Origin of the sequence: Micromonospora sp. NBC_01412 (assembly GCF_045040215.1) — a bacterium.
Lineage (GTDB): Bacteria > Actinomycetota > Actinomycetes > Mycobacteriales > Micromonosporaceae > Micromonospora > Micromonospora rubida.
This window is the reverse complement of record NZ_CP109528.1, coordinates 1,881,415-1,897,590: the sequence shown is the minus strand read 5'-3', so window position 1 is coordinate 1,897,590 and position 16,176 is coordinate 1,881,415. Positions and strand designations below refer to the sequence as shown.

11 protein-coding genes are annotated in these 16,176 nt (G+C 73.0%); 9 read left to right on the top strand and 2 right to left on the bottom strand.

The window, feature by feature from the left end; genetic code table 11:
- Positions 1-12: 12 nt before the first annotated feature.
- Positions 13-825, bottom strand: coding sequence for a DUF3105 domain-containing protein (locus OG617_RS08385; protein WP_405100183.1), 813 nt, complete (start codon positions 823-825; stop codon positions 13-15).
- Between the two features lie 99 nt (positions 826-924).
- On the opposite strand from OG617_RS08385, the gene argS reads away from it, so the two are divergent.
- The 7 genes from argS (at position 925) to OG617_RS08350 (ending at position 12,192) form a co-directional block, all read left to right on the top strand.
- The gene (argS, locus tag OG617_RS08380) at positions 925-2,589 is read left to right on the top strand and encodes an arginine--tRNA ligase (RefSeq protein ID WP_405100181.1); all 1,665 of its coding nucleotides are present in this window, start codon (positions 925-927) and stop codon (positions 2,587-2,589) included.
- Between the two features lie 60 nt (positions 2,590-2,649).
- On the top strand, positions 2,650-4,035 hold the full coding sequence (lysA, locus tag OG617_RS08375) for a diaminopimelate decarboxylase (protein WP_405100179.1): 1,386 nt from the start codon (positions 2,650-2,652) through the stop codon (positions 4,033-4,035).
- Positions 4,032-5,357, top strand: a complete 1,326-nt coding sequence (locus tag OG617_RS08370; protein WP_405100177.1) for a homoserine dehydrogenase — start codon at positions 4,032-4,034, stop codon at positions 5,355-5,357. The genes lysA and OG617_RS08370 overlap by 4 nt, the downstream gene beginning before the upstream one ends.
- A 126-nt stretch (positions 5,358-5,483) precedes the next feature.
- A complete protein-coding gene (gene thrC, locus OG617_RS08365) occupies positions 5,484-6,533 on the top strand; it encodes a threonine synthase (protein WP_396684156.1) in 1,050 nt (349 codons plus the stop codon).
- A gap of 135 nt (positions 6,534-6,668) precedes the next feature.
- Positions 6,669-9,950, top strand: a complete 3,282-nt coding sequence (locus OG617_RS08360) for an efflux RND transporter permease subunit (RefSeq protein ID WP_405100174.1) — start codon at positions 6,669-6,671, stop codon at positions 9,948-9,950.
- Between the two features lie 170 nt (positions 9,951-10,120).
- Positions 10,121-10,942: a polysaccharide deacetylase family protein gene (locus OG617_RS08355; RefSeq protein WP_405100172.1), complete on the top strand. Its 822-nt coding sequence runs from the start codon at positions 10,121-10,123 to the stop codon at positions 10,940-10,942.
- Between the two features lie 11 nt (positions 10,943-10,953).
- Positions 10,954-12,192 carry an MFS transporter gene (locus OG617_RS08350; protein WP_405100170.1) on the top strand — a complete coding sequence of 413 codons (1,239 nt, stop codon included), beginning with the start codon at positions 10,954-10,956 and terminating at the stop codon, positions 12,190-12,192.
- 19 nt (positions 12,193-12,211) lie between these two features.
- On the opposite strand, the gene OG617_RS08345 is transcribed toward OG617_RS08350, so the two are convergent.
- Positions 12,212-12,562, bottom strand: coding sequence for a hypothetical protein (locus OG617_RS08345; RefSeq protein ID WP_405100168.1), 351 nt, complete (start codon positions 12,560-12,562; stop codon positions 12,212-12,214).
- A 106-nt stretch (positions 12,563-12,668) separates the two neighbouring features.
- Here OG617_RS08345 and thrB point away from each other — a divergent pair, with 106 nt between their 5' ends.
- Positions 12,669-13,613 carry a homoserine kinase gene (gene thrB, locus OG617_RS08340; protein WP_405100166.1) on the top strand — a complete coding sequence of 315 codons (945 nt, stop codon included), beginning with the start codon at positions 12,669-12,671 and terminating at the stop codon, positions 13,611-13,613.
- 296 nt (positions 13,614-13,909) lie between these two features.
- Positions 13,910-16,147, top strand: a complete 2,238-nt coding sequence (gene rho / locus OG617_RS08335; RefSeq protein ID WP_405100164.1) for a transcription termination factor Rho — start codon at positions 13,910-13,912, stop codon at positions 16,145-16,147.
- Positions 16,148-16,176 lie beyond the last annotated feature (29 nt).

Genomic DNA, 16,176 nt, shown 5'->3' with positions numbered 1-16,176 from the left:
TCGCTGTCCGGATCACTGGGTGGGCATCTGGTTGCCGTCACGCGGCGTGGTGCCGGTGGCCGTGATGCCCTGGGCGCAGTTGGCGGTCGGGCCCTCGATCGAGGCGTTCACCCGCAGCGTCTTGATGAACTCGTCGATCCGGCTGTCGTCGGCTTTGTCGACCTTGAGCTGGTACCCCCAGGTCTGGAGGGAGACCGCCTTGTCCAGCCCTTCGTACGGGCTGAGCATCATCTTCTCCTTGCCCGCGACCTTGTCCTTGAGCTTCGCCAACTGGTCGGCGGGCAGGTCGGGGCGGTAGGTGATCCACACCGCGCCGTGCTCCAGGCTGTGCACCGCGTGCTCGTTGGCGATCGGCGCGTCGTAGACGTCGCCCATGCAGTTCTGCCAGGACGCGTTGTGCGGGCCGGCCACCGGCGGGGCCTGCGCGTACTTGAGCGAGCCCTGCTGGTGGTTGCTGCCCTTGACCAGTTCCGGATCCTTGTCGCGGAAGTTGACGATGCCGCTGATGTCGTCGGCCCGCTTCTCCCACGACTTCGAGCCCTGGAAGGTGGCCCACGCGCCGAAGCCGATGATCGACACGGCGAGCACGCCGACCGCGACGAACAGCGCGATCGGCCCCCAGGACCGGCCCTGGCTGACCTTCACCGGGGCGATCGGCTTGCGGGGGCCCTTGCCCTTGCCGCCGGCCGCGGGGCGTGGGCTGTCGCCCGTCGACTTGCCGGCCCCGGGCTTGGCGCCGGACGCGGGCCGGCCCGCCGCCGGCTTCTTGCCGGTGGTGACCACGGTCGGACGGCGCTCTGGGCCGCCCGGGGTGCTGATGCTCATCGTGCCTCGTCAGGTCGGTCGGTCAGGGTGGGTGGCGGGCCGAATTCACGCGCAGGGTCGCCGCCGAGTGCCCGAGTCTACCCCCGATAACATGGTTCGGTGACTCCCGCAGAACTAGCCGATGCCGTCCTCTCCGCAGCCCACGCCGTCTTCGCCGACCGGGGCCTGGACCGCGCGGCGCTCCCGGAGCGCACCGCCGTCGAGCGACCGCGCAATCCTGAGCACGGCGACTACGCCTCGACGCTCGCTCTCCAGCTCAGCAAGAAGGTGGGCGTGCCTCCGCGGGAGCTGGCCGCCGCGCTGGCCGAGCAGCTCGGCCGGGCCGCCGGGGTCAAGTCGGTGGAGGTCGTCGGCCCGGGCTTCCTCAACATCCGGCTCGACGCGGCCGCCGCCGGCCAGCTCGCCCGGTCGATCGTCGAGGCCGGCCCGGCGTACGGGCGCGGCGACGCGCTCGCCGGCCAGCGGCTCAACCTGGAGTTCGTCTCGGCCAACCCGACCGGCCCGGTGCACATCGGCGGGGTCCGCTGGGCCGCCGTCGGCGACGCGCTCAGCCGGCTGCTGCGCGCCACCGGCGCCGAGGTCGGCACGGAGTACTACTTCAACGACGCCGGCTCCCAGATCGACCGGTTCGCCCGGTCCCTGCTCGCCGTCGCGAAGGGCGAGCCCGCACCGGAGGACGGCTACGGCGGCGCGTACATCGCGGAGATCGCCGCCGAGGTGCGCACCCGCAGGCCCGACGTGCTGGAGCTGGACGACGCCGCCGCCCAGGAGGTGTTCCGGGTCGAGGGCGTGCAGCTCATGTTCATCGAGATCAAGTCCTCGCTGCGCGAGTTCGGGGTGGAGTTCGACACCTACTTCAACGAGAAGGACCTGCACGACCGGGGCGAGCTGGACCAGGCCCTCGCCCGGCTGCGTGAGCAGGGTCACGTCTTCGAGACCGACGGGGCCGTCTGGCTGCGCACCACGGACTTCGGCGACGACAAGGACCGGGTGCTGCGCAAGTCCAACGGCGAGTGGACGTACTTCGCCGCCGACTGCGCGTACTACCTCGACAAGCGCGAGCGCGGCTTCGACCGCGTGGTGATCATGCTGGGCGCCGACCACCACGGCTACATCGGCCGGATGAAGGCGATGGCCGCCTGCTTCGGCGACGACCCGGACACCAACCTGGAGATCCTGATCGGCCAGCTCGTCAACCTGGTCCGCGACGGCGCCCCGGTGCGGATGAGCAAGCGCGCCGGCACCGTGGTCAACCTGGAGGACCTGGTCGACGCGATCGGCATCGACGCCTCCCGGTACGCGCTGGCCCGCTACTCCAGCGACTCGCCGATCGACATCGACGTCGAGCTGTGGACCCGGGCCACCCGGGACAACCCGGTCTACTACGTGCAGTACGTGGCGGCCCGCACGGCCAGCGTTGGCCGTAACGCCGCCGAGGTGGGGCTGACCCGGGGCGACGCCGACGCGTTCCGCCCCGAGCTGCTCGCCGACGAGAAGGAGAACGCGCTGCTCAAGGCGCTTGCCGAGTTCCCCGCCGTGGTCGCCTCCGCCGCCGAGCTGCGCGAGCCGCACCGGGTGGCCCGGTACCTGGAGGGGCTGGCCGGGGCGTACCACCGGTTCTACGACAACTGCCGGATCCTGCCGCGCGGCGACGAGGAGATCACCGACCTGCACCGGGCCCGGCTCTGGCTCAACGACGCCACCCGTACGGTGATCGCCAACGGACTGCGCCTGCTCGGCGTCTCCGCGCCCGAGAGGATGTGATCGCGTGCGAGCGCGAGGAGTGAGCTTGCGAGCCCCGCAGTCGCGAAGTGGAGAGCAGTGATGCGGGCTCACGAGGCCGGTGCGCTGCACAGCGACATCGGCAACCGGGGGCCGGCCTGGCTGCGTACCCCGGTCGACGTCAACGCCCTGGTGCCGCAGCTCTGGCCGCGCACCGCGACCCGGGCCGCCGACGGCGCGCTCGCCATCGGCGGGCTCGGCGTCCGCGAGATCGCGGCCGAGTTCGGCACCCCGGTGTACGTCCTCGACGAGGACGACCTGCGCTCGCGCTGCCGGGACTTCCGGGCCGCCTTCGCCGACGCCGACGTCTACTACGCCGGCAAGGCGTTCCTCTGCCGGGCCGTGGTGCGGATGATCGCCGAGGAGGGCCTGTACCTCGACGTCTGCACCGGCGGCGAGCTGGCCACCGCGCTGTCCGCCGGGATGCCACCGGAGCGGATCGGCTTCCACGGCAACAACAAGTCCGTGGCCGAGCTGACCCGGGCCCTGGATGCGGGCGTGGGGCGGATCGTCCTCGACTCGTTCACCGAGATCGACCGGCTCACCGCGCTGGCCCGGGAGCGCGGGGTCCGCCCCGGTGTGCTGATCCGGGTCACCGTCGGGGTGGAGGCGCACACCCACGAGTTCATCGCCACCGCCCACGAGGACCAGAAGTTCGGCTTCTCGCTCGCGGGCGGGGCCGCCGCCGCGGCCGCGTTCAAGATCCTCGACGAGGACGTGCTCGACCTGCGCGGCCTGCACTCGCACATCGGCTCGCAGATCTTCGACGCCAACGGCTTCGAGGTCTCGGCCCGGCGGGTGCTCGCCCTCCAGGCGCAGATCCGCGACGCCCGGGGCGTCGAGCTGCCCGAGCTGGACCTGGGCGGCGGCTTCGGCATCGCGTACACCACCCAGGACGACCCGGCCGCCCCGCAGGAGCTGGCCAAGCGGCTTCGCAAGATCGTCGACGGCGAGTGCGCGGCCGAGCGGCTGGCCGTGCCGCGCCTGTCCATCGAGCCGGGCCGGGCGATCGTCGGCCCCGCCGTGTTCACCCTCTACGAGGTCGGCACGGTCAAGGACGTCGACGGGATCCGGACGTACGTGAGCGTGGACGGGGGGATGAGCGACAACATCCGCACCGCCCTCTACGACGCGTCGTACTCGGCGACGCTGGCCTCCCGGGCCTCGGCCGCGCCGCCGCTGCTCGCCCGCGTGGTGGGAAAGCACTGTGAGTCCGGGGACATCGTGGTGAAGGATGAATTCCTGCCCGCTGACGTGCAGCCCGGAGATCTTGTTGCGGTGCCCGGCACCGGCGCCTACTGCCGGAGCATGGCCAGCAACTACAACCACGTGCCCCGCCCGCCGGTGGTCGCGGTGCGCGACGGCCGGGCCCGGCTGATCGTCCGGCGGGAGACGGAAGAAGACCTGCTCGCATTGGATGTCGGATGACCTCACCTGTTCGCTTGGCGCTGCTCGGCTGTGGAACGGTCGGCAGCGAGGTGGTACGGCTGCTGCACGAGCAGTCGACCGACCTCGCCGCCCGGATCGGTGCGCCCCTGGAGATCGTCGGGATCGCCGTCCGCCGGCTCGGCCGGGACCGCGGCGCCCTGCCGGTCGACGAGGCGCTGTTCACCACCGACGCGCTCGGCCTGATCAAGCGCGACGACGTCGACGTGGTGATCGAGGTGGTCGGCGGGATCGAGCCGGCCCGGGGCTGGCTGGTCGAGGCGCTGCGGGCCGGCAAGAGCGTGGTCACCGCCAACAAGGCGCTGCTCGCCGAGGACGGCGCGGCGCTGCACGACGCGGCGGCCGAGGGCAGGGCGGACCTCTACTACGAGGCGTCGGTGGCCGGGGCGATCCCGCTGCTGCGCCCGCTGCGGGACTCGCTGCACGGCGACCGGGTCAACCGGGTCACCGGCATCGTCAACGGCACCACCAACTTCATCCTCTCCGCGATGGACGCCACCGGGGCCGGCTTCGCCGAGGCGCTGGAGGAGGCCACCGAGCTGGGCTACGCGGAGGCCGACCCGACGGCCGACGTGGAGGGCTTCGACGCGGCGGCCAAGGCGGCCATCCTCGCCTCGCTGGCGTTCCACACCCGGATCACGGCCGCGGACGTGCACCGCGAGGGGATCACCGAGGTCACCGCCGCCGACGTGGCCAGCGCCAAGGCGATGGGCTGCACGATCAAGCTGCTGTGCATCGCCGCCCGGGGCCGGGACGCCGCCGGGTCCGAGACGGTCAGCGTCCGGGTGCACCCCGCGATGATCCCGCTGACCCACCCGCTGGCGAGCGTCGGCGACGCGTTCAACGCCGTCTTCGTCGAGGCCGAGGCGGCCGGGCAGCTGATGTTCTACGGCCGGGGCGCGGGCGGCGCGCCGACGGCCAGCGCCGTGCTCGGCGACGTGGTGGCGGTGGCCCGCAACCGGCTGGCCGGGGTGCGCGCGGCCAGCGAGTCCGCGTACGCCGACCTGGCGGTGCGGCCGATGGGGGAGGCGCTGACCCGCTACCACGTCAGCCTCGACGTGGCCGATCGTCCCGGCGTGCTGGCGTCGGTGGCCGGGGTGTTCGCCCGGCACGACGTGTCCATCGCCACCGTCCGGCAGGGCTCGGCGGGCGGGGGCCGTCCCGGCTCCGGCGACGACGCCGAGCTGGTCATCGTCACCCACGTGGCGCCGGACGCCGCGCTCGCCGCCACGGTGGGGGAGCTGCACGGGCTGGACATCGTCCGGTCGGTGACGAGCGTGCTGCGGGTCGAGGGCGAGGCCTGAGGAGTCCGGGCAGCGTTCGCGTCTCGCCTGGTGGTTATGCGTGGGTGCGGCAGGCGCGGGTCGGGGAAGCTGAGCCACGCTGGAGGGCGCCCCCGGCGGGGCGGGAGCAGAGGCGAGGAGAGCGACATGTGGCGGGGTCTGATCGAGACGTACCGGGACCGGCTGCCGGTCACCGACGCCACTCCCGTCGTCACCCTGCACGAGGGGAACACCCCGCTGCTGCCCGCGCCGGTGCTCTCCGCCCGGCTCGGCTGTGACGTCCACCTCAAGGTCGAGGGGGCCAACCCGACCGGCTCGTTCAAGGACCGCGGCATGACCCTCGCGGTCTCCAAGGCCGTCGAGCACGGCGACAAGGCGATCATCTGCGCCTCGACCGGCAACACCAGCGCCTCCGCCGCCGCGTACGCGGCCCGTGCCGGGATCACCTGCGCGGTGCTGGTGCCGCAGGGCAAGATCGCCCTCGGCAAGCTGGCCCAGGCGCTGGTGCACGGCGCGAAGCTGCTCCAGGTCCACGGCAACTTCGACGACTGCCTCGCGCTGGCCGCCAAGCTCGCCCAGGACTACCCGGTCGCGCTGGTCAACTCGGTCAACCCGGACCGGCTGCACGGGCAGAAGACCGCCGCGTTCGAGATCGTCGAGGCGCTCGGCGACGCGCCCGACATCCACTGCCTGCCGGTCGGCAACGCCGGCAACATCTCCGCGTACTGGATGGGGTACTCGGAGGACCTGCGCGACGGCAACTCCACGAAGGCCCCGAAGATGTACGGCTTCCAGGCCGCCGGGGCGGCGCCGATCGTCACCGGCCAGGTGGTGCGCGAGCCGTCCACCATCGCCACCGCCATCCGGATCGGCAACCCGGCGAGCTGGACCAAGGCCATCGACGCCCGGGACGCCTCCGGGGGGCTGATCGCCGCCGTCTCCGACCGGGAGATCCTGGCCGCGTACCGGCTGCTCGCCCGCGAGGTCGGGGTCTTCGTCGAGCTGGGCAGCGCGGCCAGCGTCGCCGGGCTGCTCCAGCAGGCCGCCGCCGGCAAGGTCCCGGCCGGTGCCACGGTCGTCTGCACGGTCACCGGCCACGGCCTCAAGGACCCGGAGTGGGCGATTTCCACCGCTCCCGCCCCGATCACCATCGCCAACGACCCGCTCGCCGCCGCCCGGTCCCTCGACCTGGCCTGAGGGCCCGCCGACGCTCCCCAGGTCACCCTGGGCCGGGCTCGCCGGGCGCGCCCCCGCGCCGGAGAAGAGATCCGGTGCGGCAGACTCTCCCTCACCGAGCTGTTCCACCTTCTTCTTCAGGAGTGAGCCTCGCCGATGTCGCTGCTTGCCAGATTCAGCCTCGCCAACCGGGGGCTGGTCGCCCTCATCGCGGTGGTCACGACGATGTTCGGCCTGTTCGCCGTGCCGTCGTTGAAGCAGCAACTCCTGCCGTCGCTGGAGTTCCCCGGGGCCTTCGTCGTGGCGGTCTACCCCGGCGCCGCGCCCGAGATCGTCGAGTCCCAGGTCACCGAGCCGATCGAGAACAGCCTCCAGGGCATCCCCGGGCTGGAGAAGGTCACCTCGACCTCCCGCGAGGGCTCCACCACCGTCCAGGTGCAGTTCGCGTTCGGCACCGACCTGGACGGCGTGGTCAACAAGATGCAGACCGCGCTGAGCCGGATCGACGCCCAGCTCCCCGAGGGCGTCGATCCGCAGGTCCTCACGGGCAGCACCGACGACCTCCCGGTCGTGATGATCGCCGCGGCCGGCGGCGGCGACGAGCGGGCGCTGGCCGACAAGCTGCGCGGCGCCGTCGTGCCGGAGCTGGAGTCGATCGAGGGGGTCCGCACGGTCACCGTGACCGGCACCCGCGACCAGGTCGTCACGGTCACCCCGAACCCGGCCAAGCTGGCCGCCGCGAAGCTCGCGCCGACCGCGATCGGAACGGCCCTGAAGACCAACGGCGTCGCCGTGCCGGCCGGCGCGGTCTCCGACGGCTCGCGGTCGCTCACCGTTCAGGTGGGTACGCCGATCCGCACCGTCGACGACCTCAAGGGCATCGTGCTGGCCCCGACCGCGCCGAAGGCGGCCCCGGTCCGGCTCGGCGACGTGGCGGCCGTGGAGCAGCAGCTCGCACCGGCCACCTCGCTCACCCGCACCAACGGCCGGGACAGCCTCGGCATCGCGGTCACCGCCGCCCCGGACGGCAACGCCGTCGAGATCTCCCACGAGATCCGGGACCGGCTCGCCGACCTGCGTTCGGCCTCCGGCACGGACCTGACCGTCATGTTCGACCAGGCGCCGTTCGTGGAGAAGTCCATCGAGAGCCTCACCATCGAGGGCCTGCTCGGCCTGGTCATGGCGATCGTGGTCATCCTGGTCTTCCTGCTGTCGGTGCGCTCCACCGTCGTCACGGCGGTCTCCATCCCGCTGTCGGTGCTGGTGGCGCTCATCGCGCTCTGGATCGGTGACTACTCGCTCAACCTGCTCACCCTCGGCGCGTTGACCATCGCCGTCGGCCGGGTGGTGGACGACTCGATCGTGGTGTTGGAGAACATCAAACGACATCTGGAGTACGGCGAGCCGAAGCGGGAGGCGATCCTCACGGCGGTCCGCGAGGTGTCCGGCGCGGTTACCGCGTCGACGCTGACCACGGTGGCCGTCTTCGCCCCGATCGCGCTGGTCGGCGGCTTCGTGGGGCAGCTCTTCGCGCCGTTCGCGATCACCGTGACGGTGGCCCTGCTCGCCTCGCTGCTGGTCTCGCTGACGGTGATCCCGGTGCTGGCGTACTGGTTCCTGAAGCCGAAGCGGGGCGGGGCGGACGACGCCGCCGCGCGCCGAGCCGCCGAGGAGAAGGAGCTGCGCAGCCCGTTGCAGCGGGCGTACCTGCCCGTGATCGGGTTCGCCACCCGGGGCCGGGGCACCCGCTGGATCACCCTGGGCCTGGGCCTGCTGGTGCTGCTCGGCACCTTCGGCCTGTCCAGCGCGCTCAAGACCAACTTCCTGGACGACTCGGGCCAGGACACCCTGACCGTCAGCCAGCAGTTGCCGGCCGGCAGCGGCCTGGCGGCCACCGACGAGGCGGCCCGCCGGGTCGAGGCGGTGCTGGAGCGCACGGACGGCGTCGAGACGTACCAGGTCAGCGCAGGCGGCAGCGACCAGCCCTGGGCGGGCGGCGGCGGCAACAACGCCGCCACCTTCTCGGTGGCGCTGGACGGCGACACCGACGTGGCCGAGGTGAAGCGGACGCTGCGTCGGGAGTTCGACGCCCTCGGCGCCGAGGTGGGCGAGCTGAGCTTCGGCGGGGCACAGGGCGCGACCAACCAGCTGGCGGTCGTCGTCCAGGCGGCCGACCCGGAGGTGCTGGCCCGCGCGGCCGAGCAGGCGCGGGCGGCGATGGCCGGCACGGCCGACGTCGAGGACGTCTCGACCACTTTGGCCGAGCGGGTGCCGCGGGTGGACGTGACCGTCGACCGGCTGGCCGCGGCCCGGGTCGGGCTCAGCGAGGCGGCCGTCGGGCAGCTCGTGGCCCAGGTGTACCGGGGCGTCCCGCTGGGACAGGTGACCCTCGACGGCGGGCAGCAGGACGTGGTGCTGCGCGGCGGCGGGAAGCCGCCGACGACCGTGGAGGAGCTGCGCGCCCTCCCCGTCGGTCCGGTGAAGCTGGACGACATCGCCGACATCACCCAGGCCGAGGGCCCGCAGCAGGTGACCCGGATCGACGGCGAGCGCAGCATCACGGTCACCGGCACGGCGACCGGCGCGAACCTCGGCGCGACCAGCCAGGAGTTGCAGAAGAAGCTGGACGCGATCGACGTGCCCGGGGCGAACATCAGCATCGGCGGCGTCAGCGCCGACCAGGAGGAGGCGTTCGCCGACCTGTTGCTGGCCGTGCTGGCCGCCATCGCGATCGTCTTCCTGATCATGGTGGCGACGTTCCGCAGCCTCACCCAGGCGCTGATCCTGCTGATCTCGATCCCGTTCGCGGCGACCGGGGCGATCGGCCTGCTGCTGGTCACCGGCACCCCGCTGGGCGTGCCGGCGCTGATCGGCGTGCTGATGCTCGTCGGCATCGTGGTGACGAACGCGATCGTGCTGCTGGACCTGATCAACCAGTACCGGTCGCAGGGCATGGGCGTCAGGGAGGCGGTGGTCGAGGGCGGCCGGCGCCGGCTGCGCCCGATCCTGATGACCGCGGTCGCGACGATCTTCGCCCTGCTGCCGATGGCGTTCGGGCTGACCGGGGAGGGCGGCTTCATCTCCAAGCCGCTGGCGGTCGTGGTGATCGGCGGGCTGCTCAGCTCCACCCTGCTCACCCTGATCCTGGTCCCGACCCTGTACACGATGGTGGAGCACACCAAGGAGTCGCTGCGGGCCCGCCGTGGGCGGCGTACCGGTGGGTCGGCGCCGGAGTCCGGTGCGCCGGGCGCGGGCGACGCCCCGGTGACCGGCCCAGGCGAGCCGGTGCCGGTGGGTGCGCCGTCCGGTGCGTCCGCGGCCCCGCCCGCGGGTCCGGCCCGGCCAGCGCCGTCGGCGGCCCTGGTGGACGGCACCGACCAGTTCGAGGTGCTGCGGCTGCCGAAGAGCCGGCAGTCGCCGCTGCCGCCGGCCGAGTAACCGGGCACGACGACGACACGCCCCCGCCGGGTCCGCCCGGCGGGGGCGTGTCGCGTACGGCCGCCGCGGGGTGCGTCGTGCATCCGACCGGATGCGGTGGGCCATTTGTCGCATACTGTCGGGGTCGAGGCCGCCCCCGGGTGGGCGGCCGCTGGCGAGCGGAGCGGTCCATGGCGGACGGCGGTGGCCGGTGGGAGCGGCGGACCGTGCTGCGCCGGGCCGGGCTGCTCGCCGGCGGCGCGGTGCTGGGCGCCGGGGCCACGGCCCAGAGCGCCTGGATCGCCGACCGGCGCCTGCCGCTGGCCGGTGGCCCGGCCAGCGCCACTCTCGGCAGCGACCGCCAGCAGGTCGGCGACGGCGGGGTGTCGGTCGTCTGGGCGGCCCGGACCGAGCAGTCGCTGGTGGCGCTCACCTTCGACGACGGCCCCCGGCCGCACTGGACGCCGATGGTGCTGGACACCCTCGACCGGTACGCCGTGCCGGCCACGTTCTTCCTGGTGGGGCAGTGGGCCTGGCGACACGCCGATATCGTGCGCGGTCGGCTCGGCCGGCACGAGGTGGGCAACCACAGCTGGGCGCACCACGACCTGGCCCGGCACGACGCCGCCGAGGTCCACGACGACCTGCGCCGGTCGCACGACGCGATCACCGAGGCCGCCGGGGTCGCCCCCCGGCTGCTCCGCCCGCCGTACGGGCACCTCGGCGGCGCGGTGCTGCACGCCGCCGCCCGGCTGGACTACCGGCTCGTGCTGTGGTCGTTGCAGATGGTCGAGAGGCAGTACCCGGACGATCCGGCCGGCCACGCCCGGCGGATCGTGGCGGGGGTGCAGCCCGGCACCATCCTGCTCGCCCACGACGTCGGGGACGACCGCAGGCTGGTCGCGTTGCGCGGCCTCCCCGACCTGATCACCGGCCTGCGGGACCGCGGCTTCACCTTCGTCACCGTCTCCGAGCTGTTGCGTCGGGCGAGCCTGTCGCGTGCCGACGGGTAGGGTCCCGGTACGTGTCGCCCACCGCCTCGGTCCTGGTCCGTAACCGGAACTTCCGCAACCTCTTTCTGGCCGAGCTGGTCGTCTTCGGCGCCGACTGGTTCGTCATGGTGCCGCTGCTCGTGCTGCTGCCGACGCTGACCGGCAGCGGTGTCTGGGGCGCGCTCGTGCTGGCCGTGGACACCGGCGTGGTGGCGCTGCTGCTGCCGTACACCGGGACGATCGCCGACCGGTTCGACCGCAAGAAGATCATGATGGCGGCCAATGTGGCGTCGCTGCTCGGCGTGCTGCTGCTGCTCGGCGTCCGCAGCGCGGACACGGCGTGGCTGGCGATGGCGGGGATCGCCGTGGTGGCGGTGGCGAAGGCGTTCTACTCCCCGGCCGCCCAGGCCGCCCTGCCCAACGTCCTCGATCCGGAGGAACTGGCCGCCGGCAACGCGGTCGCCGGCTCCGCCTGGGGCACGATGACCGTCGTCGGCGCCTCGCTGGGCGGCGTGCTCAGCGCCGCCGCCGGCCCGTACGTCTGCTTCTGGGTGGCCGCGGTCGGCCTGACGCTGGCGGCGGGGCTGGCGGCGCTGATCCGCCGTCCGTTGCAGGCCCCCCGGGACGCCGCCGTGCCCGCCCAGCGCACCTGGGCGGCGATCCGGGAGGCGCTGGGCTACATCGGTCACCGCCCCCGGGTCCTCGGGCTGGTCACCGTGAAGTCCGCAGTGGGCCTGGGCAACGGTGTGCTCACCGTCTTCCCGCTGCTCGCCGGCGTGTACGGGGTGGGCGCGATCGGCACCGGCCTGCTCTTCGCGGTGCGCGGCGCCGGCGCACTGGTCGGTCCGATCCTGATGCGCCGGGTGCTGACCAACCGGGCCTGGCTGCTGCCCGGCCTGGCCCTGTCGATGTCCCTTTACGGCCTGGCCTATGTGGGCACCTCGGTTGTCGACTGGTTCCCGCTGGTGCTGGCGCTGGTCTTCGTGGCGCACTTCGCCGGGGGGAGCAACTGGGTGATGTCGAACTTCGCCCTTCAGGGCGAGGTGCCGGACCGGCTGCGCGGCCGGGTCTTCGCCACCGACATGATGCTGGCGACGCTCGCCGTCTCGATCAGCCAGCTCGTGGTGGCCGGGATGATCGACATCGTGGACGAGCGGGTGGTGCTGGCCGGCTGTGGCCTGGTCACGCTGGTCTACGCGGTCGGCTGGCGGATCGCCACCCGGCGGCTGTCGCTGACCGACCCGGTCGCCGAACCCGCGCCGGCCCGCTGACCGCCGGACGGGAGCGGGGTCACGCGCCGCCGGTCGGCCGCCGGCCGGTCAGCGTTGCGGCGATCACCAGGCCCAGCCCGGCGGGGTGGAGCAGGGCGAGCACCAGGCCGACGCCGGTGCTGAGCCGGGCCACCGTGACGCCGGACATCGAGGCACCCCCGGACGCGTAGAGCCGGGGCAGGACGAGCAGCCAGGCGAGGCTGACCAGCGCGCCGAACAGCAGCACCACCACGCCCGACACCAGCAGCAGCCGGGAGAGCCGGCCGAGCCGGTCGCGGGAGACCATCGCCAGCGTCAGGCCCGCCACCAGCACCAGCAGGGTCGGCAGCTGCGTGGCCACCTGGGCGGCCGAGTAGGTCAGGAACTCCATGCCGACCCCCGCCTCGTGAACGTTCCGGCCAGGCTAGCGGAGACTGGCGAATCCCACGGGCCGGGCGGACCGCCGCCGGACCGCCCCGGCGGCCTAGCATGAGCGCGTGCCGACGACATTCGTGTCCGGGCCGGTCAAGGTCCGGGTCCCCGCCACCAGCGCCAATCTCGGCCCGGGGTTCGACGCGTTGGGGCTGGCGCTCGGCCTGCACGACGACGTGGCCGCCGAGGTGGTGCCCGATGGCATCCGGGTGACGGTGACCGGGGAGGGCGCGGGTGAGCTGCCCGACGACGACGCGCACCTCGTCGCCCGGGCGATGCGGGCCACCTTCGACGCGCTGGGCGGCCAGCCGCCGGGCTTCGCCGTGGAATGTGTCAACCGGATCCCGCAGGCCCGCGGCCTGGGCTCCTCGTCGGCCGCCATCGTGGCCGGCGTGCAGCTCGCCCGGGCGCTGGTCGTCGACGGCGACACCCGGCTGGACGACGCGGGCGCGCTGCGGCTGGCGGCGGAGATCGAGGGACACCCGGACAATGTCGCCCCCTGCCTGCTCGGCGGCTTCACGATCGCCTGGACGGAGCCGTCCGGCGCCCGCGCGGTCTCGCTGGCCGTCGACGACCGGGTGCGGCCGATGGTCTTCGTGCCCGAGGAGCGCGGCCTGACCGCCGTGGCCCGGGCCGCGCTGCCCGGCACCGTCCCGCATGCCGACGCCGCGCTCACCGCCGGCCGGGCCGCGCTGCTGGTGCACGCCCTGACCGCCGAGCCGGCCCTGCTGCTGCCCGCCACGGTCGACCGGCTGCACCAGGACTACCGCGCCGAGGGGATGCCCGGCACGTCTGCCCTGGTCGGAGCGCTGCGTGCGGCCGGTGTGGCTGCCGTGGTCAGTGGGGCGGGGCCGACGGTGCTGGCGCTGAGCGAGCCTGGCCCGGACTTCTCGGTGGGAACAGGTTGGCGGATTCTGCGGTTGGCCATAGACGTGCACGGAGCACGGGTCGCACGGGGTAGACTTGGACACGCCGAGCGGGACCCTGTTGCCGCAGGTCGGAAGAGTTGATTACGCTCTAGACTTAGCACAGCCGCGAAGCATGCGATCTTCCTGCGGGTCGGCGCACCCCCGAAGCTCTCGGCGGTCAGCCCGTCACCTCTGCTTAAGGCCCACGCCGCACCGCAGTTTCCGCAGGTCGCCCGCAGACGGCGAGACCTGCTCACCGATGTTGGTGAGTCGGGAAACCCGACCGGCTGCTGTTTACAGTCTCCCGCGACGCGTCATGCGAGGCGGGTGCACCGAGGCCGCCCGGCCACCTGCTTGTCGACTCCGGGCAGTCCCGGCCTATCGAGGGAAGGAATCCATTGAGCGACACCACCGACGTGACGTCGGATGTTTCCAACGTCGCTGGCGACGCCACCGCCGCCGCCCCCGTTCGCCGTCGGCGCAGCGGCACCGGCCTGTCGGCGATGCTGCTGCCGGAGCTGCAGAGCCTGGCCGCGTCGCTCGGCATCTCTGGCACGGCTCGCATGCGCAAGGGCGAGCTGATCAGCGCGATCACCGAACGTCAGGGCGGTGCCGCCACCGGGACCCCTCGACCGCGGGCCGAGGTCGCGGCTGCTGCCCCCGCCCGTGAGGAGGTGCATGTGGAGGTCTCCCAGACCCCGTCCGGCGCCGACCAGAAGCGGGCCCAGGCCGAGCCGGCCGTTGCCGCGCCGACCGAGGGCCGGACCAGGGCCCGGCGTAGCCGGGCCGCCGCCGCCACTGTCGAGTCCCGGGCCACCGAGGCCGAGACCCGGCCGGCCGAGCCTCGTGCCGAGGAGGCGCCGGCCGCGGCCGTCACCGAATCCGCCGAGCGCGGCGAGGGCCGCCGGGAGCGCGGCGAGGGCCGGGGCGGCCGGGACCAGGCCGAGCGGACTGAGCGGCCCGAGCGGGCCGAGCGTGCCGACCGGGCTGAGCGTCCCGAGCGGGCTGAGCGGGCTGAGCGGCCCGAGCGGCCCGAGCGGCCCGAGCGTCCCGAGCGTGCCGAGCGTCCCGAGCGTGCCGAGCGTCCCGAGCGTGCCGACCGGACCGAGCGTGCCGACCGGACCGAGCGTGCCGAGCGTGCCGACCGGACCGACCGGACCGACCGGACCGAGCGGACCGACCGGACCGAGCGGACCGACCGGACCGAGCGTGGCGAGCGGACCGAGCGGACCGAGCGGACCGAGCGTGGCGAGCGTGGCGAGCGGACCGATCGCGGTGAGCGCAACGACCGTAACGACCGGGGCGACCGTAACGACCGGGGCCCGCGCGCAGATCGTGACAACAACGCCAACGACGACGACGACGAGAACGGCGGCCGGCGGGGCCGGCGCAGTCGCTTCCGGGACCGTCGTCGGGGCCGTGGCGAGCGCGGCGAGGACGGCGTCGGTGCCGGCGTCGGCGGTGGCGGTGGCGGCGGAGGCCGCGAGCCGCAGGTGGGCGAGGACGACGTCCTCGTCCCGGTCGCCGGCATCATCGACGTGCTCGACAACTACGCCTTCGTCCGGACCACCGGCTACCTGGCCGGCCCGAACGACGTGTACGTCTCGATGTCCCAGATCAAGAAGTACGGCCTGCGACGCGGTGACGCGATCACCGGTGCGGTGCGTTCGGCTCGGGACGGCGAGCAGCGGCGGGACAAGTACAACCCGCTGATGCGGCTGGACACCATCAACGGGATGGAGCCGGACGAGGCGAAGCGTCGGCCGGAGTTCTACAAGCTCACCCCGCTCTACCCGCAGGAGCGCCTGCGGTTGGAGACCGAGCCGCACATCCTGACGACCCGGGTCATCGACCTGGTCATGCCGATCGGCAAGGGCCAGCGGGCACTCATCCAGTCGCCGCCCAAGGCGGGTAAGACGATGGTGCTCCAGGCGATCGCGAACGCGATCACGCACAACAACCCGGAGTGCCACCTGATGGTGGTGCTGGTTGACGAGCGGCCCGAAGAGGTCACCGACATGCAGCGGTCGATCAAGGGCGAGGTCATCGCGGCCACGTTCGACCGTCCGCCGCAGGACCACACCACGGTGGCGGAGCTGGCGATCGAGCGGGCGAAGCGCCTGGTCGAGCTGGGGCACGACGTCGTCGTGCTGCTCGACTCCGTGACCCGGCTCGGTCGGTCGTACAACCTGGCGGCACCGGCCTCGGGCCGGATCATGTCGGGCGGTATCGACTCCACGGCGCTCTACCCGCCGAAGCGCTTCCTCGGTGCGGCCCGCAACATCGAGAACGGCGGGTCGTTGACCATCATCGCCACGGCGCTGGTGGAGACCGGGTCCATGGCGGACACGGTCATCTTCGAGGAGTTCAAGGGCACCGGCAACGCGGAGCTGAAGCTGGACCGGAGGATCGCCGACAAGCGGACCTTCCCGGCCATCGACATCAACCCGTCCGGTACGCGTAAGGAGGAGGTCCTGCTCGCGCCGGAGGAGTTGGCCATCCTTCACAAGCTCCGGAAGGTGCTGCACTCGCTGGACTCGCAGGCGGCGATGGAACTGCTGCTCGACAAGCTCAAGCAGAGCCGCACCAACATCGAGTTCCTGATGCAGATCGCGAAGTCCACGCCGGGGGATTGACCCGGAGGGACTGACGGAAGGGCACGGCC